General features: G+C 35.3%; 14 protein-coding genes. 11 read left to right on the forward strand and 3 right to left on the reverse strand.

All coding sequences use genetic code 11. From position 1 onward, the window contains the following. Nucleotides 1–288 precede the first annotated feature (288 nt). The gene (locus CLOST_RS01040; RefSeq protein ID WP_013360398.1) at nucleotides 289–2250 is read left to right on the forward strand and encodes an endonuclease MutS2; all 1962 of its coding nucleotides are present in this window, start codon (nucleotides 289–291) and stop codon (nucleotides 2248–2250) included. Between the two features lie 212 nt (nucleotides 2251–2462). Here the strand turns inward: CLOST_RS01040 and CLOST_RS13360 are convergent, their stop codons facing one another. After that, nucleotides 2463–4208: a methyl-accepting chemotaxis protein gene (locus CLOST_RS13360; protein ID WP_013360399.1), complete on the reverse strand. Its 1746-nt coding sequence runs from the start codon at nucleotides 4206–4208 to the stop codon at nucleotides 2463–2465. 156 nt (nucleotides 4209–4364) lie between these two features. On the opposite strand from CLOST_RS13360, the gene ptsP reads away from it, so the two are divergent. Then, nucleotides 4365–6059, forward strand: a complete 1695-nt coding sequence (gene ptsP, locus CLOST_RS01050; protein WP_013360400.1) for a phosphoenolpyruvate--protein phosphotransferase — start codon at nucleotides 4365–4367, stop codon at nucleotides 6057–6059. Nucleotides 6060–6069: 10 nt separating this feature from the next. On the opposite strand, the gene CLOST_RS01055 is transcribed toward ptsP, so the two are convergent. Next, a complete protein-coding gene (locus tag CLOST_RS01055) occupies nucleotides 6070–6687 on the reverse strand; it encodes a glycoside hydrolase family 73 protein (protein ID WP_013360401.1) in 618 nt (205 codons plus the stop codon). Nucleotides 6688–6963: 276 nt separating this feature from the next. On the opposite strand from CLOST_RS01055, the gene CLOST_RS01060 reads away from it, so the two are divergent. The 4 genes from CLOST_RS01060 (at nucleotide 6964) to CLOST_RS13365 (ending at nucleotide 12464) form a co-directional block, all read left to right on the forward strand. Next, nucleotides 6964–7275, forward strand: coding sequence for a hypothetical protein (locus CLOST_RS01060; RefSeq protein ID WP_013360402.1), 312 nt, complete (start codon nucleotides 6964–6966; stop codon nucleotides 7273–7275). 142 nt (nucleotides 7276–7417) lie between these two features. Then, entirely contained in the window at nucleotides 7418–10087 is a 2670-nt protein-coding gene (locus tag CLOST_RS01065; protein ID WP_013360403.1) for a M14 family metallopeptidase, read from the forward strand. Nucleotides 10088–10533: 446 nt separating this feature from the next. Further along, nucleotides 10534–11964: a YfcC family protein gene (locus tag CLOST_RS01070; protein WP_013360404.1), complete on the forward strand. Its 1431-nt coding sequence runs from the start codon at nucleotides 10534–10536 to the stop codon at nucleotides 11962–11964. Between the two features lie 131 nt (nucleotides 11965–12095). Beyond that, nucleotides 12096–12464 carry a hypothetical protein gene (locus CLOST_RS13365; protein WP_013360405.1) on the forward strand — a complete coding sequence of 123 codons (369 nt, stop codon included), beginning with the start codon at nucleotides 12096–12098 and terminating at the stop codon, nucleotides 12462–12464. Here the strand turns inward: CLOST_RS13365 and CLOST_RS01080 are convergent. Continuing rightward, nucleotides 12461–13504, reverse strand: coding sequence for an FAD:protein FMN transferase (locus CLOST_RS01080; protein WP_013360406.1), 1044 nt, complete (start codon nucleotides 13502–13504; stop codon nucleotides 12461–12463). The two genes, CLOST_RS13365 and CLOST_RS01080, sit on opposite strands and share 4 nt — an antisense overlap. A gap of 347 nt (nucleotides 13505–13851) precedes the next feature. Here CLOST_RS01080 and CLOST_RS01085 point away from each other — a divergent pair, with 347 nt between their 5' ends. From CLOST_RS01085 to CLOST_RS01105, 5 genes are all read left to right on the forward strand, one after another. Then, the gene (locus CLOST_RS01085; RefSeq protein ID WP_013360407.1) at nucleotides 13852–15531 is read left to right on the forward strand and encodes a GspE/PulE family protein; all 1680 of its coding nucleotides are present in this window, start codon (nucleotides 13852–13854) and stop codon (nucleotides 15529–15531) included. 126 nt (nucleotides 15532–15657) lie between these two features. Then, on the forward strand, nucleotides 15658–16716 hold the full coding sequence (locus tag CLOST_RS01090) for a type IV pilus twitching motility protein PilT (protein WP_013360408.1): 1059 nt from the start codon (nucleotides 15658–15660) through the stop codon (nucleotides 16714–16716). Nucleotides 16717–16728: 12 nt separating this feature from the next. Next, a complete protein-coding gene (locus CLOST_RS01095; RefSeq protein WP_013360409.1) occupies nucleotides 16729–17946 on the forward strand; it encodes a type II secretion system F family protein in 1218 nt (405 codons plus the stop codon). A 64-nt stretch (nucleotides 17947–18010) separates the two neighbouring features. Continuing rightward, entirely contained in the window at nucleotides 18011–18400 is a 390-nt protein-coding gene (locus tag CLOST_RS14180) for a type II secretion system protein (protein ID WP_013360410.1), read from the forward strand. Between the two features lie 340 nt (nucleotides 18401–18740). Continuing rightward, on the forward strand, nucleotides 18741–19169 hold the full coding sequence (locus CLOST_RS01105; protein WP_013360411.1) for a type IV pilus modification PilV family protein: 429 nt from the start codon (nucleotides 18741–18743) through the stop codon (nucleotides 19167–19169).

The following is a 19169-nucleotide window of genomic DNA, read 5'->3' on the forward strand; positions in this document are numbered from 1 at the left end:
GTTACTATAGGTACTCAGGATAAAATTATGAGGTGTTTTATGAGTGTGATTGTTCTTTTATAGTGAATTAAATAAAATCTAACAGGTACGAGGTCATATGAGCATTTGCTATATGTCTATTTGACTTGTTTGGATTTCACTGATAAAAGACGATACTAACTGTATGAACCTTGTAAAGCAAAAGGCTAAATTGCCTTTGATTTTAGCATGGTTATTAACTGCAGCTATTTAGTCTGCAGTTTTTTTGTTTTTGAAATAACCCATAATTTTATTTTTGAGGAGATAAACATGAATAAAGCGATACAAACATTAGAATTTAATAAAATAAAAGAAAGACTAAGTGAATTTTGCCAAAGCTCATTAGGTAAGCAACTAGTAGATAACCTATATCCTGCTGTAAATATAAAAGCAGTAGAAACTAGACTCAAAGAGACAAAAGAAGCAGTGAGGCTTCTAAAGGCTGGAATGATACCACCTCTTGGTGGGCTTAGCAATATATCAATGCTACTTGAAAAAACTGAAAAAGGCATGATATTAGAAGCTAGTGAGCTAACTGCTATCAATGACTTTCTAAGAGCCTGCAGAAACCTAGAGCAATTTATGAATAAGCATAAAGAGCTGATACCCCTCATATCTGAGTATATACTCTCTATGAAAAGCTATAAGGATATAGAAGAGGAAATTTCCTACAGTGTAAGCGGAGCACTAGTTCTTTCTCAGGCATCCAAAAACCTAGGAAGAATAAGAAGACTAAAGGAAAATCAAAAAGAGAAGATTGAAAAGACCCTTCAGGCATTTTTATCATCTAACTCAAACAAATCTCTTATTCAGGAGTTTTTTATAAGCGAAAAAAATGGTCATTACACCATACCTATAAAATCAGCATATAAAAATCATGTAGAGGGGAGCATAATTGAGACCTCATCTACAGGCTCTACAGTGTTTATAGAGCCAAAAGCAATATCAAAGCTCGCAGGAGAGATGCAGATGCTGGAAGCCGAAGAAATGGCAGAACAGTATCAGATACTAGCAGGACTCACTGGACTTATATATGAAAATATAAGCAGTATCAAGCAAAACATGGAGCTCATGGCGACTTATGATTTAATATTTGCAAAAGCTAGATATGCAATCAGCATAAATGCAGCAATGCCTGAAATAAATCTAAAAAGACATATAAGAATAGTAAATGGAAGACATCCTCTGCTAGAGGGAAGAGTGGTGCCGCTTAATATAGAGGTAGGGCCGGATTTTAATACTCTAGTGATAACAGGACCAAATGCAGGAGGAAAGACTGTGACGCTAAAAACAGTGGGCCTTCTTATCCTCATGACTCAGTGCGGACTATTTATACCAGCAGATGAGAGTAGCCAGATACCAGTTTTAGATGATGTGCTAGTAGACATAGGGGACAATCAAAGCATAGAAAATGCCCTTAGTACGTTTTCATCCCATATGCAAAACCTTGGAATCATACTCAAGAAATCATCAAACAACACCTTGGTTCTAATAGACGAAATAGGAACAGGTACAGACCCTGCAGAGGGAGCAGCTATAGCAGCGGCTATACTTGAAGAACTCAGCAGAAAAGGAAGCCTTACCATAGCAACTACTCATTATGGAGAAATAAAAGAATTTGCTGTGAGGCATCCTCTGTTTAGAAATGCATCTGTACTATTTGATAAAGAAACTCTGTCACCTTTGTATGAGCTTATTATGGGTGAAAGTGGAGAGAGCAATGCTTTTTGGATAGTGGAAAAATTTGCATTTCCATCTGGAGTAATTAATAATGCAAAGCGCTACCTTATGACAAATGAAAAAAATAAAGCGGCATCCTATATCACTGAAAAAGACAAGGAAAAACTACAGAGTGAATTTGAAAAAAACAAACAAAGACAGCTTGAAAAGCAAACCCTAAAAGAAGAAAGACTAAGTAGTATAGAAGAAAGAAAAGTAGACTACTCAAAAGGTGATAGAGTAAGACTTCTAGATACAGACGAGATAGGGCTAGTTTATGAAGAGGCAGATAAAAACGACAATGTCACTGTATACCTTTCGAATGAGTATAAAAAAATCCTAAGGAAAAGACTTTCGCTTATGGAAAAAGCCCAAAATCTTTATCCAAGTGACTATGACCTAGACACGCTTTTTACGGACTATTCTGCTAGAAAGCTAGACCACGATATAAAAAGAGGCTCGAAGAGAGCTCTTAAGAAAATCCAAAAGGACATGAGAGGAAAAAATAGGTAAAAAATAAGAAATTAAAGAAAGGATATTAAAGAAACAATATTAAGAAAACGATATTAAACAATAAGCATAAATACTAAAAAATCCTAGATTACTTAAAATGCATACATTGATGTAAGCATTGAGTAATCTAGGATTTCTAAATTTTAAGGGTTATTTGTCAAAAAACATTATTTTCTGACAGGGATTTATTTATGCTTTAAACTTGCCATGATTTATACTTTGAATTTGTAAACTAAAGCTCTTAGCTCTTCAGCCACGCTTGCCAAGCTATCGCCAGCATTTGCTAGCTCTGCTATAGTTGCGGCTTGTTGCTGAGTAGAGGCTGCGACCTCCTGAGTGCCAGCTGCATTTTCTTCGGAAATAGCAGAAAGATTAGAGACCAAATCTATAATAGAGTTTTTGTTATCAGTCATTTGCATAGATGATTCATTTAAGCTATCTATTATAAGCTTTATAGAATCTATAGCTTTTGCTATCATTTCGAACTTATCACCTGTTTGATTTACGCTTTTAGACTGATCATCAAACATTAACTTTACTCCCTGCATAGTAGTAACAGCAGCTTGTGATTTAGAACGTAGCTCTTCTATTACGAGCTTGATATCATTTGTGAAGGAATTTGATTGCTCAGCGAGCTTTCGTATTTCATCAGCTACTACAGCAAAGCCTCTTCCTGCCTCTCCAGCTCTAGCAGCCTCTATAGCCGCGTTTAGAGCTAGAAGATTGGTTTGATCAGCTATGCTTTGAATCATTTCACTTGCTTCTTGGATTTTTTTGGCACTTTCATCATTGCTCATGATGATGCTATATACTGTTTCGGTAGCTTCGTTATTTTGCATGGTCTTGTCAATTAGCTCATGGATTATTACAAAGCCTTCTTCTTTTTGAGTTTCTATGCTTTTAGCTGCATCGTTAAGCTGCATAAGCTTACGACTGTCCTCATCTAAAAGATTTCCTAAATCATCTATATTTTGAGCTGTTATTTCTGTATCTTTAGCTTGATCGCTAGCTCCTCTAGCTATTTCTTCTATAGTATTTGCTATTTCCTCAGAGGTTGTGGCAGCTTGCTGAGTTTTTGCAGTCATATCATCAGAAGCTGAAGCTACGCTTTGGGCAGATTCAGAGGTTTTTCTGATGAATTCAGCCACATTTTCCTGCATTACTATGAGAGCTTTGCACATTTTTCCTAGCTCGTCTCTTCTAGTTGTAAATTTATTAAGCTGATTATTTTCATTTGCACTAAAATCCAGCTCAGCCTGAGTGTCAAGAGCCGTAGTCAAAGCTACTATAGGTTTTGAAATAGAATTACCTATGTAGTAGCTAAGAGCAGCTATTATAAGCAAAATAAGTGCGACGATCATGGCTACAGATTTTATTGTATCCATTTTGCCGTCTTGTGCAATTTTTTCAACATCAGCTATTGTTTTTCCAGTAAAATATATGCCTATTACTTCTTTGTTTTCGCCTAAAATAGGTGAATAATGGGTCATATACTGAACACCTAGAATATCAGCTTCTCCAAAGTAAGATTCGCCCTTTGAAATGGCTTCATATGCTTTGCCATTTGAATCTAGGGTAGTTCCTACAGCGCGCTTTCCAGCCTCATCTTTAACAGTGGTCAAAACTCTTACATATTCATTTCCTTGCTTTTCGAACACTGTAGCAACAATGCTCATGCTATCCGATAATTTATCTATATAATCGTATTGTCCAGCTATAGCTATGCCATTGCTGTCTACGAGATTTCCACTTGAATTGCTTTTTAATTCTCCAAACTGCTCTTTGAGGTATATCTCTAGCATGTTATCTGCGGCAATAAGCTTTTCTTCAAACTGAGAATTTATTATGTCTTCTGTTACCTTGAAGCTACTTAGCAAACTCAAAGTAAGAGTTGATACCAAAGAAACAATTACTAAACCGAGCATTATTGCTATCATTTTATTTTTTATACTTTTCAAATTTTACCCCCACCTATTTATTGTTTTACATAACATTTAGTTAAAAATAATCACAAATTACATTATATAATGAATATATGTATTTACAATACTATAATTTTTATTTTATGATTAGTAACATAAGCTTAACATTAATGTTCTGATTGGAGGATGGATATGTACAAAGGAACTGGAGTCTCTAGAGGGCTTGCTATAGCAAGAGCACTGGTTATATCCAATCAAGAAATATCAGTAAAAACCTACGAGGTAGAAGATGTAAAATCTGAATCGCAAAGAGTGACCTTGGCTTTCCATAAGGCGAAGCTAGAAATAGAAGAGTTTATAAGCACACTTACAAACGAAGAAGAAAAAAACATAATAAACACTCAGCTTATGATGTTAGAAGATCCAGAGCTTTTGAAGGAAATAGATAATTATATTAAAGATAACTCTGTAAATGCAGAATCAGCTATAGACAAAATTTTGGATGCATACATTGCTATGTTTGAGCAGATGCCAGATGAGTACATGAGCCAAAGAGCTGTGGATATAAAGGATATAAAAACTAGGGTTTTGCTTACAATGACTAGGCGAACTAGAATGGATGCTATTGAGCTAGACCACGACTGCATCATAGTGGCAGATGAAATATTACCATCGTATATGACCCAGCTCGATCAGACAAAAGTAGTTGGCTTTATTTCTAGCAAGGGAGGAGTGAATTCGCATAGCTCTATTATAGCTAGAAGCATGCAAAAGCCTATGATAATAGGGCTTAAAGATGTGGTTACCCAGCTAAAAACCGATGATATGCTAGCGATAGACGGATCAAAGGGCATGGTTTATGTAAATCCAGATGAAGCCCTGATAACTGACTTTGAAAAGCAGATGGAAGCGATGAGGCTTCAAAGAGAGCTACTTAGAATGTTACCTGATGTCACAGCAACAAAAGACAGCCATCACATAGGCCTATATGCAAACATAGGAAGCATAGAGGATGCAAAATATGCAGCTGAAAATAAAGCTGAAGGAATAGGGCTTTTTAGAACAGAGTTTATATATCTAAATCAATCAGAACTTCCTAGTGAGCAGTACCAGTATGAAATTTACAAATCTGTTTTAAAACTCATGAAAGGTAAGGAAGTAGTAATAAGAACGGTTGATATCGGAGCTGACAAGCAGCTAGATTACATAGATATCCCAAAAGAAGACAATCCTTTTTTAGGATTAAGAGGCATAAGGCTGTGTCTTGTGAACAAGGAAATGTTCAAAACTCATTTAAGAGCGCTTCTAAGAGCGAGTATGCATGGGGAAATGAAAATTATGTATCCTATGATTTCGTCGTTAGAAGAGCTTCAAACTGCAAATTATATTCTCGAAGAATGCATGCTAGAGCTAGATGAAGAAAACATCCCATATAAGAGAAACATAAAGGTAGGTATGATGGTGGAAGTTCCATCTGCGGCTATAAATTCAGATATACTTGCAAAGCATACGGATTTTTTCAGTATAGGAACAAATGACCTGATTCAGTACACGGTAGCAGTTGACAGAATGAATGAACAGCTTTTGAATCTATATAGCCCTTATGATCCTGCTGTACTTAGACTGATAAAGCTAACAGCTGAAAATGCTCGCAAAAATAATATACCTGTATCTATATGTGGAGAAGCAGCCTCAGAGGAAGCCCTTCTTCCTCTATTTCTTGCTATGGGAATAAATAGCTTAAGTATGAGCGCAGGAGAAATTCTGCCTCTTAGAAAAAAAGTAGGAGAGTTCCAGCTGAAGCTTCTAAAGACCATATCCGAGGAGGTAATGGCGTTAGAAACAGCTGGAGAAATAAAAAATCATTTGAAAAAATACATGAGATAGCTAAGCAAAATTAGCTATCATAATCATATAATTTATACTTCTCGATAAGCTCTATGAGCTTATCGGGATAATTTGGGTCTGTGGAGTAGCCACAAGCATAAAGAGCTTTCGCCGCTTCTTGATAAGTGACGGATTCAACTACAGGTTTATACCTATCAGCAGTTCCAACTAGCAGTCCATGATGAGCCATGGATGCGGCAAGATTATCATAGGCTCTAAAGGCACCTGGTATTTGAACTAATTTTCCATCAATATACTCGTTCGTTTGAAATACAATCCTCTGATCAGTTTCTCTGATGCTTTTTATTCCGAAATAGTTACTGTAGTTCTTTGAAAGAGTAGATTCCCCCCAATTGCTTTCTAGTATTGCTTGAGCTATGGTTATGCTTGGAAATATTCTGTACTTCTGTTGATTTTCCTCAGCATAGGGAAGCATAGCCTCAATAAAATTCTCTTTTCTTATTTCATCGTCGTGGATACGTTTTTTTTCAGGAAGGCTTGCGATTTCTCTTCCTGCAAATATAATTATCATCATTATAGATATGGTAATTAAGCCGGTAGAGGCAAATCTCAAAAAGATATAAAAGTTTTTGGGTAGCTTTTTTTTTCTTCTTTTTCTTTTTTTCATATAGTTATTCTCCAATATATTATTTTTTTATTTGCTAGTATATTTAATGCATAATTTAGTACATCGTTGTTTATTATATCAAGGTCTTTGGACTTGGTAAGTAATATTCACTACGTTAATTAGCAGACTCCTTTCTTTAATTATACAATTTTTGGTTCGAAAATCATAACTGGGATATAAAAATAAAAGGCAACTTTGTCAAATTATATTAGAAATCTAAAAATAAGGAGAAAGGAGAGTATGACTTAGCCGAGAGGTTAATCATAATAGGAAGCTATGGAAAACAGTGAAGCCTTAAAAGTACTTCATCATTTAGAAGACCTTTTAAAACAAGAGGATAATAAGGCTATATACGACCTTATGACTCATGATTTTAAATCTAGAGTAGGCATGGACCATTATTTAAGACTTGAAAAATATAGGCTTAATTTGAGTTTACCACTTTGTCTTGTGCATATATATGAAGCGAGCGATGAAAAAATGATGCTAAGAGTGAAGCAGGAGTCAAAATCTGACCATGAGAGCTTTGCAAATATATTATTTGTGAAGGAAGAGGAAATGTGGAAGCTAAGTGGTGTACTTACTTAAATTCAGCTTCGACAATTCGAAATATTCACAAAAGATTGACTAATTATTCAGAATATCTTTTATATTGGAATATTTTGGGTTACAATTATGGTAACTAGCCGTGATATTCACGGCAATATTTAAATAATAAGGAGGTTAGAAAATGAAGAGTAAGAAGGTTGGTAAGCTTGGAAAAGCTGTAGCACTTATCGTAGCATTACTTATGGTAGTATCTCTTGCAGTTCCTGCATTTGCACAGGATACCAAGGCTGTATCTGGACCAGTTGTGTCTATGACTGAGCCGAAGGAAGTGGTTTTTGAGGCAAGGATGTCAACAGATACAAAGGTTTCAGATTTAAAATGGTATTTTGGTGACAAGGAGCTGTCAGCTTGGAAGAAATGGAGTATGGAAACTGGTGATTTCACAGCAGGACCATTTATTACATTTACTAAAGAGCCAGTTATTGAAAATGGTTTACTTAAGGCAACTATTAGTTTTGACAGATTATTTGACACTACGGATTTAAGCCAAAGAAGACCATATAACATCAGACTTAAATATCCTGAGTTCATAGGAACCTACGAGCTTAAAGCTGTAAATGAAGCAGGACAGCAGCAAGCGAAACTCGATGTTTCCCTAGTTCCTTATGAAAGCTATATGAGCTATGACCAGATGAAAGCGGCTGTAGCGGATATAAAAAATTCTGCTAAAGCAGATAGATTTGTAAATCTAGAGGTTTATGGGACTACTGTTCAGGGAAGACCTATGGATTTAGGTATCATAGCAAAAGATAAAGAAGCTGTAGATAAATATCTTAATGAAACTACACCTATGATGCTTGAAAACCCTGAAAAAATGATAGCTGATATCAAAGCAAATAAAGCTGATTACAAAACCGTTATCTTTATGAACAATATCCACCCAGACGAGCAGCCTGGAGTAGACGCAGTGGTGAAGCTATTTAATGACTATGCTAAGGAAGATTTCATTGATTATGCAACTACTGACGAAAATGGTAAGAAAGTAAATAAGAGAATAAATGTAGATAATTTACTTGAGGATTTTATACTAGTATTTAGCTTTACTCAAAATCCAGATGGTAGAGTAGCAAATACTCGTGCAAATGCTAACAACTTGGATTTAAATAGAGATAATGGCTTCCAAACTCAACCTGAGACTCAGGCTATGGTAGCGCAGATTTCTAAGTACAATCCTCTAATATTCTTAGACTATCACGGATTTGTACAGGAGTTTTTAATTGAGCCTTGTACACCACCTCATGACCCTAACTATGAGACAGATTTACTTTACTCTACTATGCTAGAGCTTGCTAATATCATGGGTAGAGCAGGAGTTGAAAACTCTAAATACGAAGATTATATTATTCCTATGATAGACTATGGAACTGGATGGGATGATGCAACTTCAGCCTATACAGCAACTTACGCTATGCATCATGGAGCTCTAGGACATACTATAGAAGTTCCAGAAATGAATGAAGATTCTTTTAAAGCAGCTATCCATACAGGATATGCAGCGGCAGATTATGCAATCAATAACAAAGACGTGCTTATGCTAAACAAACTAGAATACTATAAGCGTGGAGTAGAAAAACTAGATTCAAGAGAAGCTGATAAAGCAATCGTTAATGCTCAAAACGAAATAAAAGGTCGTCCAAGAGGAAGTAACGAAAGCTTCTTCCCTGATTACTATGTAATTCCTATGGGATTAGATGCTCAGAAAAATGCAGTAGCTGCATTTGATATGATAGCATATCTTGAAAGAAATGGAGTTAAGGTTCATGAGCTAAAATCAGATGCTGGAGCTTACAAAAAAGGCGACATAGTAGTAGATATGGCTCAAGCTAAACGTGGCTATGCAAATCAAGTGCTTTATTCTGGAGTAGACGAGTCAGAATGGGCAGAGATGTATGCAGAAATAGTAACTAATTTTCCTGCGCAAAGAGGCTTTGATGTGATGGAAGTTAGAGATGCAAATTTATTCACAGGAAAACTAGGAGATGTAACTATTAGTAAAGCTCCATCAAGCAGTATTACAGATGCTGATTTCTACTTGATTCACAACAATTCACTGGAAACAGTAAAGGCTGTAAACCATGCAATTGAAATGGGACATAAAGTTGTAAGAGCAGATTTAGGACAGGGCAAAGAAGGCTTTGCAGTTGATAAAGCTTGCCTAGAGATGCTAGTTGACAAGCATGCGCTTAAATTTGAAGCTCTTGATAAAATGCCTGAAGGCAAAGAAATAACTTCAAAAACAGTATATGCACCAGCTATGAGTACAGCTTATTTTGCTCTAGAGGCTATGGGCTTTGATGTAGTAACTGATGCGAATGAGGCTGATGTTTTAGTTACGGATTCAGGCTCATTAGATCCAGAGTTAATCGGAACAAAGCCGATGGTAGCTATCGGTGGCTCTGCTATGGCAGCTATAGGCGAAAGTGGAAAGATAGCAGGTTTAGAAGTTAAAACTACCGATTTCTATCACGAAGGTCTACTAAAATCTACAAATAACGCTTCTAGTATGTATAGCCTAGGCTATTCTTCAGATGATACTATGTATAGCTCTTCTGGAACATGGCTAGAAAAATTACCAGCAGGCTTTACGGCATTATCAACTGTTAAAAATACTGGAGATTACTTTGTAGCAGGTTGGTGGCCAGGACATGAACAAGTTAAAGGCAAGGTTATGTCAACAGTAGGAATGGTAAATGGACAAAAAACAGTTCTATATGCTGGAAACCTAACAAATAGACTTCATACTCAGTATCTATATAGATGGATTAGTAATGCAGTTTATGAACTTCAGTAAGAGCTTATAAGAATCAAAAAATAAAAAGAGACTATTATGAAAAGAAAATTGAATATAATATGTTGGTTTTGTCTATAGCAAAATTAAACATATTATATTCTTCTTTTTAGATTAGTCTCTTTTGTATTTTACAATTAAGTTTATAAACTTAATTTATTAAGCTTTAATGTAATTTAAGCAAATAAATTTATAAAATAAACTCAATTAACACAAAATTGGAAATATTTGCAAAAGTTAAAATATATTAATTTATGCAAAAAAAGTTTTATAGACCAGTTAAGAGAGGTATAATTAATATGTAGCTTTAATGACTACTGATGTGGTTAGTGTTTTGTTATGGGTAATTATTATGAGGTGAGCTTTTAATTATGTTTATTTAAAATGCCTATGAGTGGTCTTATTGCTATATGTGTGAAATCGTTTCTATTTTAAAGGAGGTAAGACTTATGGAACAAAATAAGAAGAAATTTTCTATGCCTTCAGCCTACACTATTTTATTTGCAATTATTGTAGTTGTAGCTATCTTAACATGGATAGTGCCGGCTGGACAGTACGAGATGACAGAGCTAAACGGCAAAGAAGTACCAGTACCAGGAACATATCAGCAGGTTGAAAGAACACCTCAAGGTATATTTGACATAATAACATCTCCAGCAAAAGGTTATCAGGATGCTGTTGACGTTGCATTATTTATTCTAATCATAGGAGGATTCCTAGGAGTAGTAATGAAAACTGGAGCTATCGATGCAGGAATTGCTCAGGTTACAAACAAGCTAAAAGGTAAAGAGAAAATCATGATTCCTATATTGATGGTCCTCTTTGGAGTAGGCGGTACTTCCTATGGTATGGCAGAGGAAACCATAGCCTTTTATCCGCTACTGATACCAGTGTTTGTAGCGGCAGGTTATGATACAGTGACAGCAGTTGCTGTAATACTTCTTGGAGCAGGTGTTGGAGTTTTAGGCTCTACAGTAAACCCTTTTGCTACAGGTATAGCATCTGGATTTGCAGGAGTTTCTCTAGGACAGGGTATAGTGCTTAGATTATTAATTCTAGTAGTAGGAGAAATAGCGGCTATACTTTATGTCATGAGATATGCAGAAAAAGTAAGAAAAGATCCAACTAAATCTATAACTTATGCTACTAGAGAAGAGGATATAAAACATTTTGGAGCTCAGCAAGAAGGAACGTCTTTCCCAGAGCTTACAGGAAAGCGTAAACTGATTCTTGGATTATTCGCTCTTACTTTTGCAATTATGATTTACGGAGTTATTCCTTTTGAAGATATGGGAATCACAGCTATTCCTACTCTTTGGTGGTGGTTTACAGAGCTAGCTTCATTATTCTTAATTATGTCTATAATTATAGGGCTAGTAGCTGGACTAAGCGAAAAGGAATTGATTGGGGCTTTTGTAGATGGCTCTAGGGATTTACTAGGAGTTGCTCTTATAGTTGGTCTATCAAGAGGTATCACAGTAGTTATGAACGCAGGTAATATGACTGCTACAGTGCTTAATTTAGGTGAAAGAACTCTTGCTAGCACAGGAAGCGTAGCCTTTACTATATTGACCTATTTATTCTATATTCCTATGTCATTCCTTATTCCATCGACTTCAGGACTTGCTACACTTTCTATGCCTATCATGGCTCCTTTAGGAGATTTTGCAGGAGTAGCAAGAGATGTAGTAATCACAGCTTATCAGTCAGCATCTGGTATAGTAAACCTCATTACTCCTACTAGTGCTGTTGTTATGGGTGGTCTTGCTATAGGAAGAGTGCCATATGATAAGTGGCTGAAATTCGTAGGAAAATTCATGGTTATAATCTTCCTTATAACTGTGGCTGCACTTGCTATAGGAGCGCTTGGAATATTGTAGTTATAAAAAACCATTATGATATTAACTTAAATATATGTGGCTATGCGCAGTATGGTCAAACTAAATAAAAAGGGTGTATAATTAAAAGCAGCAGGGATAGCCTTGCTGCTTTTTTAAAGGAGGGAAACGTTATGAATAGTGCATATTGCATGGTGCTAGTGATAAATGATATAGCAAAATATGAAACGATATTAAAAAAACTGTTTGATATGGGTATAGGTGCGACCTCAGTAGACAGCATGGGAATGGGAAAATTTCTCTTAGAGTCAGATATTAAGATTCCATTCTTTGGGACCATCCAGCAGATGGTAGAGGGCAACAGACCATACAACAAAACAGTTTTTAGCGTGATAAGAACAAAGTCTGTGCTAGATGAAGCAGTTGCCATGATAAAAACTGAGCTTCATTTAGAAAGTGAAACAGGCAAAGGCTTTATGTTTGTACTTCCAGTGCTAGATTATCATGGCTTTGAAGAAGAAGGCTCTCTAGTTGAAGATTAATCCCTATATTCTATAGTAAACTCAGTATTTTTTAATTCAAATGAATCAGCCATTGATTTTGAAAGAATTATTTTCTTATCCTTGGTTATAACTATAGCATCTGAATCAGGCAGAGAGTCGATAAGCTCAAAGCCTTTTTCTGTTCCTAAAGCAAAAACAGAAGTCGATAAAGCATCTGCCATCATGGAGTTTTTAGAAATTATTGTAACAGCGGCTATTTCATTTTCCACAGGGTAGCCGTCAGTAGTTGATAGAATATGGTGGTATTTTTTACCATCTTGCTCGAAATATCTCTCATAGGTTCCAGAAGTAACCATAGAAAAATCAGTATCTCTGTAGATACCTAAATAATCTCCGTGCTCAGAGTAAGGGTTTTGAATACCTATACTAAATGGACTGCCGTTTTTATCTCCTCTAGCATAGATATTGCCGCCTAGATTGATAATTGCAGATTTCACCTCGTATTTTGCCAAGATACTATTTATTTCATCAGTTACATAGCCCTTTGCTATAGCGCCTACATCAAGAGCCATACCTTTTTCTGTCAGGTATACAGTTTTTGCATTTTTATCCAAAACCACCTTTTCGTATCCTACAAGTGAAAGGGCTTTTTTTAATTCATCTTCAGTTGGAACCTTTGCAGCTTCAGTTCCTATACCCCAGAGATTAGCAAGTGGACCTACAGTGATGTCAAAGCTTCCATCAGCTAGCTCGCTATACTTGATACCCTCTGATATAACTAAAAAAGTTTCATCTGATACGGAAACAGGAGAAATCCCAGCATTTTGATTTATTTTAGAAACCTCACTGCTTGAAGTTTTTGAAGTAAGAACATTTTCAAGGCTCTGAACTTTCATTGTAATGTCTTCGTTTATCTTCTCTATATCCTTTCCTTCATCCAAAATCTTTACATCCAATACAGAATTCAAAAAGAAATTGGGACCAGTAGATATGAGCTTTTGCTCTGGTTTCATTTGGCATCCTGTTGTTAATATAGAAAAAACAAATAATAATACAAATAAAAATAATCTTTTTTTCATTGAATCTACCTCGTTTTTTTAGTGATAGAATTATTATACCAAAAAATAATAATATAAAATTTTTATTTAATTCTTTATTCTTTGACAATTTTATAATATAATAAAGACATAAAAACTAGAATATAGGGCTTTAGCCTTATATACATAATAAGAGCAGATGAACTATAGCTAGATATGGACGCCTTACGCTATAGGGATGCAGTGGCGTAACCGGCTGAATTATAAATCAGTACGGTTTTTTTTATGCCTAATTAATAAGTTTTATTAAAATCTTTATAATTAAACACTAAAAAACTATAAATTAATTCTTGTTAATTAACTGATTTAAAATCAGCAGGGAGGACAATATGCCAAATAAAAAAATGAGACTAGGAGATATTTTAATCGAAGCTGGGATTTTAACTATAGACCAGCTAGAAGATGCTCTTGTACTTCAAAAACAAAAAAATAAAAAGCTCGGAGAGCTTTTAATAGATGAAAAAATTCTAACAGAAGAGCAGATTCTAGGAGTACTTGAATATCAGCTAGGAATTCCTTATGTGGATTTAAATAAATATTACATAGATCCAAAAGCACCAAAGATAATATCAGAATCACTAGCAAAAAAACACAACCTCATACCTATAGGGATGAATAGAGGAAAGCTTATGCTAGCCATGTCAGATCCACTCGACATGATAGCTACGGATGACATTCGTATTACTACGGGGCTTGAGTTAGATTTAGTAATCAGTTCCAAAAATGACATCAAAAAAGCAATAAATATATACTATGACTCTACAGAGCTAGCAGAAAAAGCAGTAGAAGAGTTCAAATCTCAGTCAGATGTTCAAGAAATAGATGACGATATAGAAGATGAAGATATAATAAATGCACCTATGGTTAGACTCGTAAACACAATAATAAGCCAAGCAGTGCGCTCAAAAGCTAGTGATATACATATAGAGCCGTTTGAAAAAAACGTAAGAATCAGATACAGAGTAGATGGAGAACTAAAAGAAGTAATGTCACCGGCAAAATCTACACACTCTGCTCTAGTTACTAGAATAAAAATCATGGGAAAAATGGACATCTCAGAAAAGCGTATCCCACAGGACGGTAGGGTAGAGACCATAATCGAAAACCATGCAATAGATATGAGAATATCTGTACTGCCTACAGTTTATGGAGAAAAAATAGTAATAAGGCTACTAGATAGAAATGCAATAATAGTTGGAAAAGAGGAGCTAGGATTTACAGCTCATAACCTAGAGCTTTTTGACAAGATAATCAAAGCTCCAGAAGGAATAATATTACTTACAGGGCCTACAGGAAGCGGTAAAACCACTACACTGTATACCATATTAAAAGAACTAAACCAAATTAACAAAAACATAATCACAGTGGAAGACCCAGTAGAATATAGACTTCATGGAGTCAATCAAGTACAGGTCAACACCAAGGCAGGACTTACTTTTGCATCAGGTCTTAGATCTATATTAAGACAGGATCCAGATATAGTAATGGTAGGAGAGATAAGAGATGCTGAGACTGCGCAAATAGCGACTAGAGCAGCGATAACAGGTCACCTTGTGCTCTCAACTCTGCATACCAATGACACAGCTAGCTCTATATCAAGACTGATAGACATGGGGATAGAAACCTACATGGTATCCTCATCAGTTATGGGAATCATAGCTCAAAGACTAGTAAAAAAAATCTGTACCAAATGTAAGGAATCATATGAGGCAACAGATGAAGAACTTCATTTTCTAGGAATAAATGAAAAAGTAACTCTTCATAAAGGAAAGGGATGTAATGCCTGCTCAGGCACTGGATACTCTGGAAGAACTGCCATTCATGAAGTGCTAGTAATGGATAGAGAAATAAGAAATCTAATCAATGAAAAGAAAAGTATAGATGAAATTAAAGATAAAGCTAGAAGCAAGGGACTAAAGACACTGAATGAATCTTGCAAAGAGCTAGTGCTTTCTGGAATCACCACTATGGAGCAGCTAATAAAAATTACCTATAGTGTCGATATATAAAAAACAAAAGTTTATAAGAGAAGAACGTTTGACTTAATTTAAATTAAAAAATATGGGTATAAATATTTATATAATAAAACTTAATTCCTAATATATATTGATTTTAAAGTGAAATGGGGGATGGATGTGAATGTTTTAGAGTTACTAGATAAAGCCATAAGCGAAAATGCTTCTGATATTCACATTACAGTAGGACTACCTCCTATAATGAGGGTGAACGGAGCACTTATCAAGATGCAAGAAACTCCATGCACCCCTAGAGATAGCCTAAACATAGTAAATCAAATGCTAAAAAGCAAGCAAAGAGACGAGCTTGAAGAAAAAGGAGAGATAGATTTTTCCTACTCTGAGCAAAGTATAGGAAGGTTTAGAGCTAATATTTACAAACAAAGAGGAAGCTATGGTGTAGCACTTAGAGTAGTACCTATGTATGTGCCTACTATAGAGGGATTAAATCTTCCACCAATACTAAAGGATTTATCTATGAAGCAAAGAGGATTAATACTAGTTACTGGACCTACAGGAAGTGGTAAATCAACTACACTAGCAGCAATGATAAATCATATGAATAACAATAGAGGCTCTCATGTCATAACGATAGAGGATCCTATTGAGTATCTTCATAGACATAATAAGTGCATGATAAATCAAAGAGAAATAGGGAATGACACAAAAACATTTTCAAATGCACTAAGAGCCGCTCTAAGGCAAGATCCAGATGTAATACTAGTAGGCGAGATGAGAGACCTAGAAACCATATCTACAGCTATAACAGCTGCAGAAACAGGTCACTTAGTACTATCAACTCTACATACAGTAGGAGCAACAAAAACCACTGACCGTATCATAGACGTATTTCCGCCATATCAGCAGCAACAGATACGCACTCAGCTAGCATCAGTACTAGAGGGAATCATATCTCAGCAGATTATACCTAGAGCTGATGGAAACGGAAGAGTAGCGGCATTTGAACTACTAATAGCTACACCAGCTGTTAGAAACTTAATCAGAGAGGGCAAAACTCATCAACTGATGACCTCGCTAGAAACTGGTTCGAAATTTGGTATGAACACCATGGATTCAGCTCTTATCAAGCTGTATAAAGATGGTGTAATAGACAATGAAAACCTTAGAAAATATGCAGTTGATATAGATATGATAAACAAGCAGATAGGCTACTACTAAGGGGGGATAAAATTGGCGACTAGTTTTAAATACAAAGCAGTAGATGCTTCGGGTAGAGTAGTGGAATATACTCATCAAGCAAATACAAAAGAAGAAGTTCTTAAGATGATAAGAGAAAAAGGCTTCACTCCTATAAGAATTCAGGCAGAAGAGCAAAAATCAAAGGATGTAGGAGATATGAGTCTGTTTCAAAGTAGAGTAAAAATAAAAGACATTTCAGTATTTTGTAAACAGCTATACACTATGCTAAACGCGGGTATGCCACTTTCAAACGCACTAGATGTGCTAGGTGACCAGACTGAAAACAAAGTACTTAGAAGAACAGTAAAAGAAGTATATTCAGAAGTGCAAACTGGACTTATCCTATCACAAGCTATGAAAAAGCATAAGAAAGTATTCCCAAATCTTTTAATAACCATGGTAGAAGCTGGAGAGATGACAGGAAACCTAGACAACGTGCTCGCCAAAATGTCAGAGCATTATGAAAAAGAGAATAAAATAAATTCAAAAATAAAAGGAGCTATGGTATATCCAGCTATCCTAAGCGTGGCAGCTGTCGGAGTAGTAATCTTTCTACTCACTTTCATAATGCCAACATTTACAGAGATGTTTACATCGTCTGGAGTAGAGCTACCAGGGCCAACTAAGCTACTTATGAGCATAAGTGACGCACTTAAAAATTACTGGTATATATTCATAGCTGTAATAGGTACAATAATAGTTCTGTTTAGGGGATATATAAAGACTTCCGCAGGGAAAAGACAATATGACACACTAAAACTTAGGATTCCTGTAATAGGCACCTCAGTTACAAAAATAGCTACATCTAGATTTACTAGAACTCTATCTACACTTATGGCAAGTGGTATTCCTATAGTGCCAGCTATGGAAGCCGCAGCAAATGTAACAAACAATCAAGTGGTAATAGATGGAATGAACAAAGTAATAGAGGATGTAAAAAAGGGACTGAGCATAAGCTTTTTGTTAAAAAGCATGCACTTCTTTCCTCCTATGGTTATATCTATGGTAGGAATAGGAGAAGAATCAGGCTCCCTAGAAGAAATGCTCTCAAAAACTGCTGACTACTATGATGAAGAGCTAGATGCTTCTATTCAGAAAATGCTTTCGTTACTAGAACCTATGCTCATACTTTTTATGGGTGTTATAGTTGGTTTTATCGTTATTTCTATGATGCTGCCGATTTTTGATTTATCATCTACGGTGCAGTAATAAAAGAAATAGCGTTAAAATATATTGCAATATTATACTTATATTTTAAAGGAGGAAGATTTGTATGATGGAAAAAATGAGAAACAAAAAGAAGAAAGGTTTTACTCTTATTGAACTTATTGTAGTAATTGTAATTTTGGGGATTTTGGCTGCGATAGCGATTCCTAGATTAGGAGGGTTTACAGACACTGCAAATAAAGCAACTGCTGAAGCAGAAGCTAGAACTGTTATAACTGCATTATCTACAATTTATGCAGAAGATCCAACTACTACTACTGATACAGCAATTGAAGGGTATACAGAGGCAACAACAGCAGTTACAGATTTAACAGGAAAACTAAATGGAACATTTACTGTTACAGATAGCACTAATGGATCCATTGACATGACATATGTTTTCAAAGGATGGACTGTAACCATCACTGATAGTGCTATTGTATCCACCTCAAAATAAAGTATACTTAGCACGGACTTTAAGTCATTGGAGTACTAAGGCTATTTTCTTTCCTCATGTAACTTGGAAAGTATTGAGTGTAAGATAGTGCGTCAAGATAAGGACTAATCAAATAGTGGGTGGGATTCTAAATCATAAGCGTCTTGCACTAATTTATCAAAGACTAATTTCTTGAATTTTCTAGAGCAGAGATTTTCCTCTCTGCTCTAGGAATATAAAGTTTGTATTTATATATTTTTTATTAATTATTCCTCTGAAATATACTCTATAACAGAAAGTTATTGATTGATGAAAAATATATATGGACAAATTCATTTATAAATATTAAGGAGTGTTAGCAATGAAAAATAGAAAAGGAGTTAGCTTAATTTGGGTTATCATAGCATTAGTCTTTGTAAGCATAATGACTATGTCTATCTCAACGATAGCTCAATCAAATATACTTCAAGCAAAAAGACAAGATGATACACTTCAAGCATATTATATAGCGAGATCTGGAGCAGAGCTAACTTATGAAGCATTGATTACATCTAGCCCTAGTTTGCTTATTCCATTTACTTCCTCGAGTAATTCTGGAAACACACATACACTTACACAGAACAATATAGTAATAGGAGAAGGAAATGCAGATATTAAAGTAACCTCATATAACATAGACACTGTTAAGAGAATAAAAATAGAATCGACAGGTAAATTAAACAACGTAACAAAGACAATTTATTTAGAATTTGACGCTAGTACATATGGAGATATAAGGTGGATATATTGA

Origin of the sequence: Acetoanaerobium sticklandii, from assembly GCF_000196455.1 — a bacterium.
Lineage (GTDB): Bacteria > Bacillota > Clostridia > Peptostreptococcales > Filifactoraceae > Acetoanaerobium > Acetoanaerobium sticklandii.

Bases quoted from the DNA above. Each gene is read 5' to 3' on its own strand.
- CLOST_RS01040 (WP_013360398.1), top strand. From the start codon at position 289: ATGAATAAAGCGATACAAACATTAGAATTTAATAAAATAAAAGAAAGA.
- ptsP (WP_013360400.1), top strand. From the start codon at position 4,365: ATGTACAAAGGAACTGGAGTCTCTAGAGGGCTTGCTATAGCAAGAGCA.
- CLOST_RS01065 (WP_013360403.1), top strand. From the start codon at position 7,418: ATGAAGAGTAAGAAGGTTGGTAAGCTTGGAAAAGCTGTAGCACTTATC.
- CLOST_RS01055 (WP_013360401.1), bottom strand. From the start codon at position 6,687: ATGAAAAAAAGAAAAAGAAGAAAAAAAAAGCTACCCAAAAACTTTTAT.
- CLOST_RS14180 (WP_013360410.1), top strand. From the start codon at position 18,011: ATGATGGAAAAAATGAGAAACAAAAAGAAGAAAGGTTTTACTCTTATT.
- CLOST_RS01105 (WP_013360411.1), top strand. From the start codon at position 18,741: ATGAAAAATAGAAAAGGAGTTAGCTTAATTTGGGTTATCATAGCATTA.
- CLOST_RS01085 (WP_013360407.1), top strand. From the start codon at position 13,852: ATGCCAAATAAAAAAATGAGACTAGGAGATATTTTAATCGAAGCTGGG.
- CLOST_RS13365 (WP_013360405.1), top strand. From the start codon at position 12,096: ATGAATAGTGCATATTGCATGGTGCTAGTGATAAATGATATAGCAAAA.
- CLOST_RS01080 (WP_013360406.1), bottom strand. From the start codon at position 13,504: ATGAAAAAAAGATTATTTTTATTTGTATTATTATTTGTTTTTTCTATA.
- CLOST_RS01070 (WP_013360404.1), top strand. From the start codon at position 10,534: ATGGAACAAAATAAGAAGAAATTTTCTATGCCTTCAGCCTACACTATT.
- CLOST_RS01060 (WP_013360402.1), top strand. From the start codon at position 6,964: ATGGAAAACAGTGAAGCCTTAAAAGTACTTCATCATTTAGAAGACCTT.